The organism is Caballeronia sp. INML1 (genome assembly GCF_023631085.1).
In the GTDB taxonomy this organism is placed as follows: Bacteria; Pseudomonadota; Gammaproteobacteria; order Burkholderiales; family Burkholderiaceae; genus Caballeronia; species Caballeronia turbans.
In genome coordinates this window covers 1-15,482 of sequence record NZ_JALQDT010000013.1, presented here as the reverse complement: position 1 = coordinate 15,482, position 15,482 = coordinate 1, and the positions used below count along the sequence as shown (strand labels likewise).

Genomic DNA, 15,482 nt, shown 5'->3' with positions numbered 1-15,482 from the left:
ACCCGCAGTGAGGAAAGCTTCGGATCAGATGAAAAAAGGTTTTTACACCATCATGGCCGCGCAGTTTTTCTCTTCGCTGGCCGATAACGCACTACTGATCGCTGCCATCGCACTGCTGAAAGACCTTCACGCCCCGAACTGGATGACGCCGCTGCTCAAGCTGTTCTTCGTCCTGTCGTACGTGATTCTCGCGGCTTTCGTCGGCGCTTTCGCGGATTCCAGGCCCAAGGGCCGCGTGATGTTCGTGACCAATTCGATCAAGGTCGTCGGCTGTCTGACGATGCTCCTCGGCGCGCATCCGTTGCTCGCGTACGGCATCGTCGGATTCGGCGCCGCCGCGTATTCGCCGGCAAAATACGGCATTCTCACCGAACTGCTCCCAGCCGACCGCCTCGTCGCCGCGAACGGCTGGATCGAAGGCACGACCGTCGGCTCGATCATTCTCGGCACCGTGATGGGCGGCGCGCTCATCAGCCCGCATATCGCAAGTCATCTGCTGTCACTGAATATTCCGCGCATCCACACGCCCGCCGAAGCCGCAATGCTCGTCATCGTGCTGATGTACGTGGTCGCCGCGATGTTCAACCTGCGCATCCCCGACACCGGCGCGCGCTATCCGAAGCAGGAGACGCGGCCGCTCAAGCTCATCACCGATTTCGCCGACTGTTTTCTGGTGCTGTGGCGCGACAAGCTCGGCCAGATCTCGCTCGCCGTCACCACGCTCTTCTGGGGCGCGGGCGCGACGCTGCAGTTCATCGTGCTGAAATGGGCCGAAGTGTCGCTCGGCATGACGCTGTCCCAGGCAGCGATCCTGCAGGCCGTGATCGCCGTCGGCGTCGCGGCGGGCGCGGTGCTCGCGGCCGCGCGTGTGCCGCTCAAGCGCTCGCTCAGCGTGCTGCCGGTCGGCATCGTCATGGGCCTCGCCGTGATGCTGATGGCGTTCTACACACGCCACCTCTTTCCCGCGCACTGGGGCATCTACTTCGGCAAGATGCACTTCCCCGGCTATCTGCTAGTCGCGTATGTGTTCCTGATGATCGTGGGCGGCCTGTCGGGCTTCTTCGTCGTACCGATGAACGCGCTGCTCCAGCATCGCGGCCACGTGCTGCTTTCCGCCGGGCATTCCATCGCCGTGCAGAACTTCAACGAGAATCTATCGGTGCTCGTCATGCTGTGCCTTTACGCGGTGCTCGTGTGGCTCGACATGCCGATCCAGTTCGTCATCGTGCTGTTCGGCTCGTTCGTCTGCCTGATGATGTACTTCGTGATGCGGCGGCATCAGGCCAATCAGCGCGCGTTCGATTCGGTCGCGCTGATCGGTGAAGCGCGGCACTGACGCGTCGCGCGCCTTCGTCTTCGTCTTCGTCTTCGTCTTCGTCTTCGTCTTCGTCTTCGTCTTCGTCTTCGACAGACTCTCATCATGCTCGCCGCCGATCTCTTCTCGTTCGTCAACCGCGTGCGCGAACGCGCGCCGCTCGTGCACTGCCTGACGAATCTCGTCGTCACCAATTTCACCGCGAACGTGCTGCTCGCGATCGGCGCCGCGCCGGCGATGGTCGTCGCGCGCGAGGAAGTCGGCGAGTTCGCGCCGCTCGCCAACGCGCTGTCGGTCAATCTCGGCACGCTCGACGTGCCGCAGAGCCGCGCGATCCGCGCCGCCGTCGATGCCGCCAACGGCGCGGGCAAGCCGTGGGTGCTCGACCCGGTCGCGGTCGGCCCGCTTTCGTTTCGCACCGAGTTCGCGCTCGATCTGCTCGATTCGAAGCCCGCGGTGATTCGCGGCAATGCGTCGGAGATCATCAGCCTGTCGGGGGGCGCCGCGAGCGGACGCGGTGTCGACAGCACCGCCGCCACCGATGCCGCGCTCGATGCCGCGCAAGTCCTGGCACTGAAGACGCAGGCCGTCGTTGCGGTGACGGGCGAGACCGATTACGTGACCGATGGCCGTCGCGTGATCGCGCTGTCGAACGGCTCCCCGTTGATGACGCGCGTGACGGGCGTCGGCTGCGCCCTCTCCGCGACGGTTGCGGCGTTCGTCGGCACGGCGTCGGATCGCGACGAGTTCTGGGCCGCGACGCTCGCCGCGATCGCGTATTCGACTATCGCGGGCGAACTCGCCGCGCGCGACGCCGCCCTGCCCGGCAGCTTTGCCGTCGCGTATCTGGACCGGCTCGGCTCGCTCGACGCCGCAGCGTTCGACAAGACGTTCGTGCAGCGCGACATCGTGTCGGGCTGATCATGCGCGCTTCGTTCGACCTCTCGCTCTATCTCGTGCTCGATCCCGTGCAGTGCGGCGGCCACGATGCCGCGATCGCCGTTGCGCGCGCCGCGCTCGAGGGCGGCGCGACCATCGTGCAACTTCGCGCGCCCGAATGGCACAAGCGCGCATGGCTCGAGCTCGCGCGCGCGTTGCTGCCGCTCACGCGCGCGCACGGCGTGCCGTTCGTCATCAACGATCATGTCGATGTCGCGCTGGCCGTCGGCGCCGATGGGGTGCATCTCGGGCAACGCGATCTTCCCGCCGATGCCGCGCGGCGGTTGCTCGGGCCAGATGCGCTGATCGGATTGTCGGTGTCGAATCTCGATGAAACCGCGGACGCGGAAAAGCTCGCGGGCGTCATCGACTATCTCGGCGCGGGCCCGGTGTACGCAACGCCGACGAAAACCGACGCCTCCATGCCCTGCGGCATCGACGGCCTCGCTGATATCTGCGCGGCCGCGCGCCTGCCGACCGTGGCGATCGGCGGCATCCAGGCGCATAACGCCGCCGACGTGATGCGCGCAAAACCCGCCGGTCTCGCCGTGGTCTCCGCAATCTGCAAGGCCGCCGACCCGCGCAAAGCAGCCGCGGCATTGCGCGCGACCATCGTGCGCGCCCGAACCTGATCCCGATATGTCCGCAACGAACCCTATTCCCAACGTGCTCACGATCGCCGGCTCCGACTCGGGCGGCGGCGCGGGCATCCAGGCCGATCTGAAGGCCTTCTCCGCGCTCGGTGCGTACGGCGCGAGCGTCGTCACGGCGCTCACCGCGCAGAACACGCGCGGCGTCACGGCGGTTCATGCGCCGGAACCGGCCTTCATCACCGCGCAGCTCGACGCCGTGTTCGACGACATCCGCATCGATGCCGTGAAGATCGGCATGCTGGCGAACGCGGGCATCGTGCGCGCGGTCGCCGATGCGCTGAAGCGTCATCGGCCGACGCATGTGGTGCTCGACACCGTCATGATCTCGAAGAGCAATCACGCGCTGCTCGCGCCGGACGCGGTCGCGGCGCTGCGCGACGAACTGCTGCCGCTCGCGACGCTCGTCACGCCGAATCTGCCCGAAGCGGCGGCGCTGCTCGGCACCGAAAGCGCCGCCGATGAAGACGCAATGGTCCGTCAGGGCGAAGCTTTGCGCAGGCTCGGCGCGCAGGCCGTGCTGATGAAAGGCGGCCATCTCGCATCATCCGATAGCCCCGACTGGCTCATCGAGGCGAGCGGGTCGCTGCGGCTCGGCGGCGCGCGCGTGCCGCTCAAGAATACGCACGGCACGGGCTGCACGCTGTCGTCGGCGATCGCGGCGCTGATCCCGCAAACCGATGATCTCGCGAGCGCGACGGCCGAAGCGAAGCGCTATCTGACCGGCGCGATCGAGGCGAGCGTGCGGCTTGACGTCGGTCATGGCGTCGGGCCGGTGCATCACTTCTATCGCTGGTGGTGATCGGCGCGGTTGGTCACGGCGCCGACTCGGCGAATGCGCGCGCACGCTCAGGCCAGTCGTCCGGCACGATGAAACCGCGCGATTCCTCGACCCATTTCCCGGCGGCGTCACGCGCATAAGCGGCGATCATCGTCGGCGCGACGGTCGTTTCAAGACGCGTGCGGATCGCATCCGATTCCGCGATCAGTGTCGCGGCGGCAGCCGCGTCGAGCCGCCGCGACGCGAGCCACGCCATGCGCGGCTGCACGACCCACGCGCGTTCATCGTCGGATACGTTCGCCCGCGCCTCGCGCCATTCCGACGCCGTCAGCCACCATCCGCGCAAATGACTTGCGCCGATCTCGGGCGCGGGCTCGATGTGCTCGTCTTCGCGGCCGTGATAGAAGAGCCGCCCCTTGATGAATAACTGCGCGCGCCACGGCCCTCCGAAGCCGAGCGCGGCGAACTCCGCGCGCGAGGTCAGGGCGAGCTGATGCGTGACGAGCCGCGCGTACTTCAGGTCGAAGCGATCCTGGAGATTCGGTCCGACGTAGTCGGCCAGGCGCACCGGGCACGCTGCATCGGCATCGCCGATATGCAGGTAGAACTTCACCGCCAGTTCCCAGTGCAGCCGCGCGCCGTGCGTCGATTCGAGCAGAAAATCGCATTCGCCGATGGTGCGCCGCTGTCGCCGCAACGGCACGTTCGCCGCGACGAGGCGCGCAGCGGGCCCGTGCGAGAGGAAGAAGCGGATGAGGCTCTCGGCATAGATGCCGAGGCGCGTGAACTTGGGATCGTGCGCGTGATCGTGGAGCGATTGTGGCGCGGCATCGAGCGTCCCGAGCCAGGCGAGCGTCGCGTCACGCTCTTGCGCCGAGGCGAACGGATGCGCCAGCGTAGCTTCACCCTCGCGCAGCAGATCAGGAGCGAAAAGCAGCCAGGCGAGATCGCGGACCGTGACGTCGTCGAAACAATCGACGAGTCGCGTGAGCTCACTCGCCTGCGTGGTCATCAGATGCCGCCCTTCTCCGCTCCCTGCTCCACGCCGAGCGCGGCGAGCGCCTCGCGATACGTGTTGCGCGCGAGACAGAGATCGGCCCACGCCTTTGCCTTGTCCTGGAGGCTGCGCAACAGATACGCCGGGTGATACGTGACGATGACCGGCACGCCGCGATATTCGTGCACGCGACCGCGCATCGACGCGATGCTCGTCTCGTTCTTCAGGAGACTTTGCGCGGCGAAGCGCCCCATCGCGACGATGACCTTCGGCTTCACGAGCTCGACTTGCCGTTGCAGATAAGGCTCGCAGCGCGCGACTTCATCGAGCTCGGGATTGCGGTTGCCCGGCGGGCGGCACTTGATCACGTTGGCGATATAGACGTTCGACTGACGCGACAACGTGAGCGCGCGCAGCATGTTATCCAGCAGCTTGCCTGCCTGGCCGACGAACGGCTCGCCCTGCTTGTCCTCGTTCTCGCCCGGCGCCTCGCCGATCAGCATCCAGTCCGCTTCGCGATCGCCGACACCGAAAACCGTGTTCGTGCGGCGCTCGCACAAGCGGCAGCGCTCGCAGTTCGCGACACGCTCGGCGAGCGCATCCCAGTCGAGCGTATGGACGTCGCTCGGCGCTTCGACGACGGCGGCTTCGGCGTGGGCGGGCGCGTCGTCGGTCCAGGGAAGATCGTCGTAGGCATCGACGGGCGGCACGTCGGATTCCGGCTGCAGGGCGGAAGGCGGGGCGGCAGGCTGCGGCGCTTGCCGCATCCCGACGGGCGCGGGCGCTTCCGAAACCAGCGCGGCGGACTCGGCGGGCGGAGGTTCGTCCTCGACCGGCGCCACGGACGCGACACCTCGCCGGACCCAGACCGGTCCGATTCCCAGTTCTTCAATCAGCGAATCATCGAGCGCCATGCGCACTCTCCTTCGTGAACGACAGACGCATGACGATTGCGTCCTCGCGCGAGCGATGCCGCGCGGGGTAATAGTTCTTGCGACGACCGATGGCCGCGAAGCCGAAGCGCTCGTAAAGCTGGATCGCGCGCGGATTGGACGGCCGCACTTCGAGCAGCACGCCTTCGAGCTTCTCCGTGCGGGTGATGCGCACCGCTTCGCGAAGCAGCGTGAGGCCCGCGCCCGCGCGCTGCGCCGACGGCGCGACGCACAGGTTGAGCAGATGCATCTCGTCGACGACGGGCATCAGCACGCAATAGCCGATCAACGTGCCGGTCACATGACGCAGGCACACGCCGTAATAGCCGTTGCGCAGCGAATCCTGGAAATTGCCGCGGCTCCAGGGAAACTCGTAGGCGAGCTTTTCGACCGCGGCGACTTCGTCGAGGTCGGCTTCGGTCATCGGCGTGAGATACCGATCCGCGAGCAACACCCCGCTCACCGAAGCGCCTCCTCGCGAGCGCGAATGCGCTCCGCCGTGGTCTGGGCGACCTTGTCCCGCACGTATTCCGGCGCGGCGTGCTCGGGCGCGACCGTACGACCCGCCCGAAATTCGCGCAAGCCGATGAGCGCGACCGGCAACGCGTGCGGCAACGCTTCACCATCGACACGGGCGGCGGCGGCCACCGCCGGCAGGCGCTCGCCGAACGCGGCCGCTGCATTGCCGGCGAGTGCGAACGGCACGCCGGGCAGCGGCAGCGCGCCGGGCGCATCGAGCGCGGCGGCGTGCAGCGTGCGCCATTCGCCGGCGACTGCATCGAATTCGAAGTCGGCCCAGTACACCTCGTCCATGCGGGCATCGAGCGCCGCGATCACGCGCGGTGGGATCGACGGATCGTTCAGCCGCGCGGCTTCCGCGCATGCGAGCAGCGTGCTCACCGGGACGACCGGCACGTTCAGGCCGAACGCCAGCCCTTGCGCGACGCCCGTCGCGGTGCGCAGACCGGTGAACGAGCCGGGCCCTGCGCCGAATGCGATCGCGGCGCAATCGGCGAGCGCGAGACCGGCATCGTCGAAAAGCTCGCGCACGGCCGGCAACAGGCGCGTGCTCGAGACGGCGCCTGTCGCCTCGTGGCGCAGCCAGACGCGCGTGTCGCCGTTGACGTACTGAGGCGCGGCGGCGGATTGAACGGAGGCAGAAGCGGTATCGGCGTGCAGGAGCGCGACGGAGCAAAACTCTGTCGACGTGTCGAGGGCGAGCAAAACGGTGCGTGTCATAGCCGGTATTGTAATGCGGGACATGCGCAGCATCGGCGGGATCGCCAGAGGCGCCGCGATCCGAATCGCGTCTGGAAGACGTCCTCGGTTGGAGGAAAGCCTCGACCTGTCTTGCGCGCCCCGCTTGCTAAGATCGTCCGGACCTATCCCGATAAGAACGGAGAACGCATGACCGACATCGACCAACAATTCAGTCAGGCCCAGGCCGACGTGGCCCAACTGCCCGAACGACCCGAAAATCTGACGCTGTTGCGTCTTTACGCGCTGTTCAAGCAGGCGAGCATCGGCGATGTGCAAGGTGAGAAGCCGGGTTTCACGGACATCGCCGGGAAATACAAATATGAGGCGTGGGCCGCGCTCGAAGGCACGCCCGCCGACGAAGCGAAAACGCGCTATGTGGAACTCGTCGCGTCGCTCAAGCGCGGCGAAGCGGCCTGACGCGACTGCGAATCCCACCTGCGCCGTCGATGCCCGACGATGGCGCGGTCATGCGCCAATATGTGGCGCAGTGCAGCAAAGTCGGATATACTAGCGGTTAGCGCTCGACTGCGGGTTGCCTGCTTTTCGGCAAAGCCTCGCGCAGCAAGGCGCTTCGTAGCGTTTCGCCCCAATCCAGTTTAGAAACTGTCCCCTCCCTGCTAGGCCGTTGCGCGGTCGTATTGCGCGCAGTATGTTTCGCGGCCCGTCATGCATCAGGCTGACGTCAGCGCCCGTCGTTCTCAGTTGAACGATCGAGCCTGCCGTATCCGATACAGCTTCTAACAAAACATGCTCGCCGCACGTTCGCGCGAGTAGCCCCCGTTTTTCGATTTGCTCGCTGTTTCTTCGCTCGCTGAATCCAACGACTTGGGTATGCCGATTGGCGCCGACGCCTTATTCCTCGTTTCAAGGATCGACATGACTTCGAGCTTCACCGCTAGCCCGTTGGACAATCTCGCAGCAAACATTGGCATCACCCCCACGGCCGATACTCCGGTCATCGACGCACCCGTCGAAAAACCCGCCGGCCCCACTTTCGAATCGCTCGGCCTGTGCGCCGACATCGTGTCCGCACTGACCGCCGCAGGCTATCAGAACCCGACGCCCGTGCAGCAGCGCGCGATTCCCGCCGCGCTCGCCGGTCGCGACCTGCTCGTCTCGAGCCCGACCGGTTCGGGCAAGACGGCGGCGTTCATGCTGCCGGCCATCGAAAAATTCTCGCAACTGCAAAAGCAGGAAGCGCAGCAACCGCGCGAGCCGCGGGACCCGAACGCCCGCAGCCGCCGTCCGCAGCCGGTGGCGCGCCCGCGCCTGCTCGTGCTCACGCCGACACGCGAACTCGCGATGCAGGTTTCCACCGCCGCGACCACGTACGGCAAGCACCTGCGCCGTCTGCGCACCGTCAGCATTCTCGGCGGTGTTGCCTATGGCCAGCAGTTGATGCTGCTTGCAAAGAATCCCGAGATTCTCGTCGCGACGCCGGGACGCCTGATCGATCACCTGGAACGCGGCCGCATCGATCTGTCGAGCCTCAACATGCTCGTGCTCGACGAAGCCGACCGCATGCTCGACATGGGCTTCATCGAAGATATCGAGCGCATCGTCGATGCTACGCCGGCCTCGCGCCAGACGCTGCTCTTCTCCGCGACCATCGACAACAAGATCACGTCGCTGACCGGGCGTCTGCTGAAGGATCCCGAGCGCATCGAGATCGTGCAGAAGCTCGAAGCGAACGGCAATATCGCGCAAGCCGTGCATTACGTCGATGACCGCGATCACAAGGATCGTCTGCTCGATCATCTGTTGCGCGACTCCGGGCTCGATCAGGCGATCGTGTTCACGGCGACGAAGAGCGACGCCGATCTCATCGCCACTCGTCTCGCCGACGCGGGCTTCGAGTCCGCCGCGCTGCACGGCGACCTGCCGCAAGGCGCGCGCAATCGCACGATTCGCGCACTGCGCGAGCGCCGTGTGCGCGTGCTGGTCGCAACCGACGTCGCCGCGCGCGGCATCGACATTCCGGGCATCACGCACGTCTTCAACTACGACCTGCCGAAGTTCGCGGAAGACTATGTGCACCGAATCGGCCGTACCGGTCGTGCCGGCCGTAGCGGCACGGCGGTGAGCCTCGTGCATTACGCCGAGATGGGTGCGCTCAAGCGCATCGAGCGTTTCGTACGCACGCCGCTGCCGGTGAATGTCGTTGCGGGCTTCGAGCCGCGCAAGGCGCCGCCGAAAGGCGGTTTCGGTGGCGGTCGTGGCCGACCGGCCGGCAACGGCGGCGGTCGCCGTTTCGGCGGTAGCGGCGGTGGCAGCAGCAGCGGCCGCGGCTACGGCGCGAGCAACGCCAGCGGCTACGGCAACAAGTCGAACGCAGGTTCGCGCGACGGCGGCGGCTATCGCAGCGGCAACAGCGATGGCGGCTATCGCGGCGGCAATCGTGGCGAAGGCGGCTTCGGCTCGCGCGACGGCTACAGCGCACGCCGCAACGACGGCCCGCGCGCACCGCGCCGCGGCAGCTAAGCGGCTTTAAGGAGGCGGATCAGAACGCCGCTTTCCGAGTCGAAAAAAGAACCGATGCCCAGCGCATCGGTTTTTTTTCGCCCTTGGCCATATTTCACGATGTGCAATGGTCTTTTGCGTCGCAAAAGATGTGCTGCGCGGCACAAATCTGCTCGTTGCAAGATAGAAAAAGACATTCCGCAATACGATATGTAAGCCGTATCTCATTGAATATTAAGATTAAAAATTATCTGAAAATCTCCTCCCAGGGGGTGTTTCGCAGAGTCTCATTTGCCTAGACTCTTATATAAGAGTTGAGCAAACGCGGGCTGCCAGATCAGGCGCATCGGAGCTCAAGTCGTTCAGGAACACCGGTTCAAGATTCGTCGTTCAGTCCAATCTCAAGGAGAAACGCTATGACCTCACGCCAACAACAAGCTCAGCAACTCCAGCAGCAATGGGAAAGCGATCCGCGCTGGAAAGGCATCAAGCGCGGCTACTCGGCGGATGACGTCGTGCGTCTGCGCGGCTCGGTGCAGCCGGAGCACACGCTCGCACGCCGTGGCGCCGAGCGGCTGTGGGCGTCGATTCACGAGGAGCCGTTCGTCAACGCGCTCGGCGCATTGACCGGCAACCAGGCGATGCAGCAGGTCAAGGCCGGCCTCAAGGCGATCTATCTGTCGGGCTGGCAGGTGGCCGGCGACGCCAACGTCGCGGGCGAAATGTATCCGGACCAGTCGCTGTATCCGGCGAATTCGGTGCCGCTCGTCGTGAAGCGGATCAACAACACGCTCACGCGCGCCGATCAGATCCAATGGTCGGAAGGCAAGAATCCGGGCGATGAAGGCTATATCGACTACTTCGCGCCCATCGTGGCCGATGCTGAAGCGGGCTTCGGCGGCGTGCTCAACGCGTTCGAGCTGATGAAGGCGATGATCGAGGCCGGCGCCGCGGGCGTGCACTTCGAGGATCAACTGGCGTCGGTCAAGAAGTGCGGCCATATGGGCGGGAAGGTCCTTGTTCCGACGCGCGAGAACGTCGCGAAGCTGTCGGCGGCGCGGCTGGCTGCGGACGTGTGCGGCGTGCCGACGCTGCTCATCGCGCGCACTGATGCCGAAGCCGCCGATCTCGTCACGTCCGACATCGACGAGAACGACAAGCCGTTCCTGACCGGCGAGCGCACCGTGGAAGGCTTCTTCCGCACGAAGCCGGGCCTCGACCAGGCAGTCTCGCGCGGCCTCGCCTACGCGCCTTACGCGGATCTCGTGTGGTGCGAAACCGGCAAGCCGGATCTCGAATACGCGAAGAAGTTCGCCGAGGCGATCCACAAGCAGTTCCCGGACAAGATGCTGTCGTACAACTGCTCGCCGTCGTTCAACTGGAAGAAAAATCTGGACGACGCGACCATTGCCAAGTTCCAGCGCGAGCTCGGCGCGATGGGCTACAAGTTCCAGTTCATCACGCTCGCGGGCTTCCATGCGCTGAACTACTCGATGTTCAACCTCGCGCACGGTTACGCCCGTTCGCAGATGAGCGCGTTCGTCGAGTTGCAGCAGGCCGAATTCGCCGCCGCCGACAAGGGCTTCACGGCGGTGAAGCATCAGCGCGAAGTGGGCACGGGCTACTTCGACGCCGTGACGCAGACGGTCGAGAAGGAGTCGTCGACGACCGCGCTGCACGGCTCGACCGAAGACGAGCAGTTCTTCGACAAGAAGGTTGCGTAATACCGCGTCAGGCAGGGTGAATCAGGGAGAGCGTTGAAAAGAAGCAGCGGCCGTGGCGCACGCAGTATCGCGCGACGGCCGCCGCTCAAACGAAAGCGCACCGGGTGCGCTTCCGTTTGAGGCATCAGCGGTACACGATGACCGGAATCTTCGTATGCGTCAGCACGCGCTGCGTTTCGCTGCCGATAAGCAAGCTTCCCAGTCCACGGCGTCCGTGCGATGCCATCAGAATCACGTCGCAGCCATTTTGCTCCGCCGCCTCGATGATGCCGATATACGGCGCGGCATCGATGCTCGTCACGCTCGTGCAGGGCACGCCGGCGCTCTCGGCGGCACGCTCGACGGCGCGCAGATGCTCGCGCGCTTCGTTCTCGGCGCGGGCATGGAAGTCGTCAGGCGGCTCGACGGCGACATCGGCGAAAGGCGAATACGGATATTGAGGCAGGCACGCGTAAGCGGTGATGCGCGCGCCAACGGATTGCGCGAGATCGATCGCGCCGTCGATGGCCTTCTGCGATAGCTCGGAGCCGTCGGTCGGCACGAGGATGTGTTTGAACATGGCGTCCTCCGCGTCACGTGTAAGTGCGTGGTTCTATTGTAGTAACCGGGACGGACGCGGAGAAAGTTTCGATGCATGTGCGCGGCGACGTGCCGCTTTGAGCGGTCAGTCACACCGCCCGCATAGGAATCCGAAGTTTCTCGCAATCCGCAGATTCACCGCCAATACCCCGTCGCGTTATACGTATGCTTGAGCAAATCGAGAAACAACCGCACGCGCAACGGCAAATGCCTTCTCTGCGGAAACACCGCATGAATGCCGATCGGCGGCGCGGCGAACGCATCGAGCACGCTCACGAGACGCCCCGCGCCGATGTCCTCCCCTACTTCCCACCACGAGCGCCACGCGAGTCCGCGGCCTTCGAGACACCATTCATGCAGCACCGCGCCGTCCGAGCACTCCATCGTGCCGGACACCTTGATCGTCACGACCTTGCCATCCTGCTCGAACACCCAGCCACGTTGCTGATTCGCCGATGCACCGAGCGCAAGGCAATTGTGATGGGCAAGCGCGGCAAGATCGGCGGGCTCGCCGCGCTTCGCGAGATAGTCCGGCGACGCGACACACACGCGCCGGTTCTCCCCGAGTTTCAGAGACACGAGCGACGAATCCGGCAGTTCGCCCAGGCGCACCGCGCAATCGAAGCCTTCGTTCACGAGATCGACCATGCGGTCGGTCAGATCGAGGCTGACGGACACATCCGGATGCAGCGTCGTGAACTTCGGCACGAGCGACGCCACGTGACGCCGTCCGAAGCCCGCCGGCGCGGACACGCGCAAATGCCCGCTCGCCTTCACGCCGCCCGCCGACACGCTCGCCTCCGCGTTCTGCATGTCATTGATGATGCGCTGGCAGTCCTCGAGAAAAGCGGAGCCTTCGAAGGTGAGCGTGACTTTTCGCGTCGTACGCACGAGCAGTTTCACGCCGAGCCGCTCCTCGAGCGCGTCGAGCCTGCGTCCGATGACAGCCGGCGCGATGCCCTCCGCCTGCGCCGCCGCCGACAGGCTGCCCTTCGCCGCGACCGAGGCAAAGGTTTCTATCTGCTTGAATCGATCCATGCGTGTTCGTCGTCAATGTGTGGACGCACGGTCAGATTAGATAAGTAAAAGTAAAAGATCAAGTGATCCTGCGGTGCTTTTTCCATCACTTCGATCACGAATAGAATGACTTCGACCTCTAAACCGGAGCGCATGGCTATGTCGGCCATAACGACACCCGCATCGTCCTTCGAATCCTCCCGGCTTCCCCGAGCAGTCATCTTCGACGCCTACGGCACGCTCTTCGACGTCCATTCCGTCGTCGCGGCCGCCGAGCAGCTTTTTCCCGGCCACGGCGAGGCGCTTTCGAAGCTCTGGCGTCGCAAGCAGATCGAATACACGCAACTGCGCACGCTCGCCGATCCGTCCGGAGCGCACTACGAGCCGTTCTGGACGATCACGGTCGATGCGCTGCGCCACGCGGCCGCGCGCCTGAAGCTCGCCGACGCGCTGACGAGCGCCGCCGAGAAGCGGCTGATGGACGAATACGCGTGCCTCTCCGCGTTTCCCGACACCGTGCCCGCGCTCAGATCGTTGCGCGACGGCCTCGCCATGCCCCTCGCGATTCTCTCGAACGGCAATCCGCCGATGCTCGACGTCGCCGTGAAAAGCGCCGGCATGAGCGGGCTTTTCGATCACGTGCTGTCCGCCGATTCCGCGCGCGCCTACAAGCCCGCCGCCGCTGCGTACGCGCTCGGGACGCGCGCGTTCGGCGCCGCCGCGCGCGACATCGTGTTCGTGTCGAGCAACGGCTGGAATGTCGCCGGCGCGACATGGTTCGGCTACACGACGTTCTGGATCAACCGCGCCGCGCTGCCGTTCGAGGAACTCGGTGTCGCGCCGCACGGCAGCGGCCGCGGCATGGCCGAACTCATCGCTTTCATCGAAGGCGGCGCGGCGCGCGCGGCAAGCGCGTCGCGCGGCCGCAAGACAGGCAGCGCGCGCAGGCCGCCCGGCATCGATCCGCCGGCTGCCCTCTGATCGCTTCAAGCACAACCACTCGCAAAACCGTCTGACCGACCAAGGAGAAAACCATGACGCATCCATCGAACCCGCTTTCGCTTCCGAAAGGCATGGCAATCTCAGCCGACATCGAGCCCGGCTACGAGACCATCCTGACGCCCGAGGCGCTCGCGTTCGTCGCCGCGCTGCATCGTCAGTTCGAGCCGCGCCGTCAGCAATTGCTCGCAGCGCGCGTCGAGCGCACCAGGCGTCTCGATGCGGGCGAGCGCCCCGGCTTCCTCGAAGCAACGAAATCGATCCGCGAAGGGGACTGGAAAGTCGCGCCGCTGCCGAAGGACCTGCAACGCCGGCGCGTCGAAATCACCGGCCCGGTGGAGCGCAAGATGATCATCAACGCGCTCAACTCCGGCGCGGATTCGTACATGACGGACTTCGAGGATTCGAACGCGCCGAGCTGGGACAACCAGATCGTCGGCCAGATCAACCTGAAGGAAGCGGTGCGCCGCACGATCTCGCTGGAGCAGAACGGCAAGTCGTACAAGCTCAATGACACGATCGCGACCCTGATCGTGCGCCCGCGCGGCTGGCATCTGGATGAAAAGCACGTGACCGTCGATGGTGAGCGCGTCTCGGGCGGCATCTTCGATTTCGCGCTCTTTCTCTTTCACAACGCGAAGGAACTGATCGCGCGCGGCAGCGGCCCCTACTTCTATCTGCCGAAGATGGAAAGCCATCTCGAAGCGCGCCTGTGGAACGACATCTTCATCGCGGCGCAGGAAGGCGTCGGCATTGCGCGCGGCACGATCCGCGCGACGGTACTCGTCGAAACCATTCTCGCCGCCTTCGAGATGGACGAGATCCTGTACGAACTGCGCGAGCATAGCGCCGGACTGAATGCGGGCCGCTGGGATTACATCTTCTCGGCGATCAAGAAGTTCAAAAACGACACGGACTTCTGCCTTGCCGACCGCGCGAAGATCACGATGACCTCGCCTTTCATGCGCGCTTACGCGCTCGAGCTGCTGAAGACCTGCCACAAGCGCAATGCGCCGGCGATCGGCGGCATGTCCGCGCTGATTCCGATCAAGAACGATCCGGCCGCGAATGACAAGGCGATGGGCGGCGTGCGCTCCGACAAGGCGCGCGACGCGACCGACGGCTACGACGGCGGGTGGGTCGCGCATCCGGGACTAGTGCCGGTGGCGATGGAAGAGTTCGTGAAGGTGCTCGGCGACAAGCCGAATCAGATCGAGAAGCAGCGCACCGACGTGCAGGTCACGGCGCGCGATCTGCTCGACTTCCGTCCGGAAGAGCCGATCACCGAAGCGGGCCTGCGCAACAACGTGAACGTCGGCATCCACTATCTCGGTTCGTGGCTCGCGGGAAATGGCTGCGTGCCGATCCACAACCTGATGGAAGACGCCGCGACCGCGGAAATTTCGCGCTCGCAAGTGTGGCAATGGATCCGCTCGCCGAAGGGCAAGCTCGACGACGGCCGCAAGGTCACGGCTGCGATGGTGCGCGAGATCACCATCGACGAACTGGAGAAGGTGAAGCAGGCCGTCGGCGCGTCGGGCGCCGACACGAAGCCGTACGAGCGCGCCGCGAAGATCTTCGAGGACATGTCGACGTCGGCGCAGTTCACCGAGTTTCTGACGCTGCCGCTGTACGAGGAAATCTGAGCGTCACGAGCGTTCCGGCACATGGCGAAAAAACGGCCTCAGGGCCGTAATGCCGTTCAGTTAAGGTCTTTTCTTAGATAACGAACGGTGTACCGTTTAGGGCGGGATTTGACGACCCGGTCGCATGCGCGTCCGGGTCGTTTTTCGTTGGGGAGAGACTTGAGCCTTTCGCGCAGGCGCTGA

The 15,482-nt window shown here is 65.1% G+C and carries 15 protein-coding genes; 9 read left to right on the top strand and 6 right to left on the bottom strand.

The genetic code is table 11. The features are described 5' to 3' along the window. Positions 1–28: 28 nt before the first annotated feature. The 4 genes from lplT (at position 29) to thiD (ending at position 3,706) form a co-directional block, all read left to right on the top strand. The gene (gene lplT / locus NCR38_RS05520) at positions 29–1,336 is read left to right on the top strand and encodes a lysophospholipid transporter LplT (RefSeq protein WP_061117588.1); all 1,308 of its coding nucleotides are present in this window, start codon (positions 29–31) and stop codon (positions 1,334–1,336) included. Positions 1,337–1,420: 84 nt separating this feature from the next. Further along, positions 1,421–2,236 (top strand): hydroxyethylthiazole kinase, encoded by an 816-nt coding sequence (thiM, locus tag NCR38_RS05515; protein ID WP_250476547.1) that lies wholly within the window; start codon positions 1,421–1,423, stop codon positions 2,234–2,236. 2 nt (positions 2,237–2,238) lie between these two features. Further along, a complete protein-coding gene (thiE, locus tag NCR38_RS05510) occupies positions 2,239–2,886 on the top strand; it encodes a thiamine phosphate synthase (RefSeq protein WP_061117590.1) in 648 nt (215 codons plus the stop codon). A gap of 7 nt (positions 2,887–2,893) precedes the next feature. Then, complete coding sequence (thiD, locus tag NCR38_RS05505; RefSeq protein ID WP_250476546.1) at positions 2,894–3,706, top strand: bifunctional hydroxymethylpyrimidine kinase/phosphomethylpyrimidine kinase; 813 nt, start codon at positions 2,894–2,896, stop codon at positions 3,704–3,706. Positions 3,707–3,719: 13 nt separating this feature from the next. Here the strand turns inward: thiD and NCR38_RS05500 are convergent, their stop codons facing one another. From NCR38_RS05500 to tsaB, 4 genes are read right to left on the bottom strand one after another with little or no spacing between them, the layout of a single operon-like run. Next, positions 3,720–4,697: a DUF1853 family protein gene (locus NCR38_RS05500; RefSeq protein ID WP_250476545.1), complete on the bottom strand. Its 978-nt coding sequence runs from the start codon at positions 4,695–4,697 to the stop codon at positions 3,720–3,722. Continuing rightward, entirely contained in the window at positions 4,697–5,596 is a 900-nt protein-coding gene (locus NCR38_RS05495; protein WP_250476544.1) for a uracil-DNA glycosylase family protein, read from the bottom strand. Before NCR38_RS05495 ends, NCR38_RS05500 begins: the two co-directional genes overlap by 1 nt. Then, the gene (gene rimI, locus NCR38_RS05490; RefSeq protein WP_250476543.1) at positions 5,583–6,077 is read right to left on the bottom strand and encodes a ribosomal protein S18-alanine N-acetyltransferase; all 495 of its coding nucleotides are present in this window, start codon (positions 6,075–6,077) and stop codon (positions 5,583–5,585) included. The genes NCR38_RS05495 and rimI overlap by 14 nt, the downstream gene beginning before the upstream one ends. Then, positions 6,074–6,853 (bottom strand): tRNA (adenosine(37)-N6)-threonylcarbamoyltransferase complex dimerization subunit type 1 TsaB, encoded by a 780-nt coding sequence (gene tsaB, locus NCR38_RS05485; protein WP_250476542.1) that lies wholly within the window; start codon positions 6,851–6,853, stop codon positions 6,074–6,076. Before tsaB ends, rimI begins: the two co-directional genes overlap by 4 nt. A 168-nt stretch (positions 6,854–7,021) precedes the next feature. On the opposite strand from tsaB, the gene NCR38_RS05480 reads away from it, so the two are divergent. From NCR38_RS05480 to aceA, 3 genes are all read left to right on the top strand, one after another. Continuing rightward, positions 7,022–7,291: an acyl-CoA-binding protein gene (locus NCR38_RS05480; protein WP_250476541.1), complete on the top strand. Its 270-nt coding sequence runs from the start codon at positions 7,022–7,024 to the stop codon at positions 7,289–7,291. 459 nt (positions 7,292–7,750) lie between these two features. Then, complete coding sequence (locus NCR38_RS05475; RefSeq protein ID WP_061117637.1) at positions 7,751–9,355, top strand: DEAD/DEAH box helicase; 1,605 nt, start codon at positions 7,751–7,753, stop codon at positions 9,353–9,355. Positions 9,356–9,750: 395 nt separating this feature from the next. After that, on the top strand, positions 9,751–11,058 hold the full coding sequence (gene aceA, locus NCR38_RS05470) for an isocitrate lyase (protein ID WP_061117597.1): 1,308 nt from the start codon (positions 9,751–9,753) through the stop codon (positions 11,056–11,058). A 124-nt stretch (positions 11,059–11,182) separates the two neighbouring features. Here the strand turns inward: aceA and NCR38_RS05465 are convergent, their stop codons facing one another. Both NCR38_RS05465 and NCR38_RS05460 read right to left on the bottom strand, forming a co-directional pair. Further along, entirely contained in the window at positions 11,183–11,617 is a 435-nt protein-coding gene (locus NCR38_RS05465; RefSeq protein ID WP_008350148.1) for a universal stress protein, read from the bottom strand. 155 nt (positions 11,618–11,772) lie between these two features. Next, positions 11,773–12,675 carry a LysR family transcriptional regulator gene (locus tag NCR38_RS05460; RefSeq protein ID WP_250476540.1) on the bottom strand — a complete coding sequence of 301 codons (903 nt, stop codon included), beginning with the start codon at positions 12,673–12,675 and terminating at the stop codon, positions 11,773–11,775. A gap of 138 nt (positions 12,676–12,813) precedes the next feature. Here NCR38_RS05460 and NCR38_RS05455 point away from each other — a divergent pair, with 138 nt between their 5' ends. Further along, positions 12,814–13,635, top strand: coding sequence for a haloacid dehalogenase type II (locus NCR38_RS05455; RefSeq protein ID WP_061117599.1), 822 nt, complete (start codon positions 12,814–12,816; stop codon positions 13,633–13,635). A 53-nt stretch (positions 13,636–13,688) separates the two neighbouring features. Beyond that, on the top strand, positions 13,689–15,299 hold the full coding sequence (aceB, locus tag NCR38_RS05450) for a malate synthase A (RefSeq protein ID WP_250476539.1): 1,611 nt from the start codon (positions 13,689–13,691) through the stop codon (positions 15,297–15,299). Positions 15,300–15,482 lie beyond the last annotated feature (183 nt).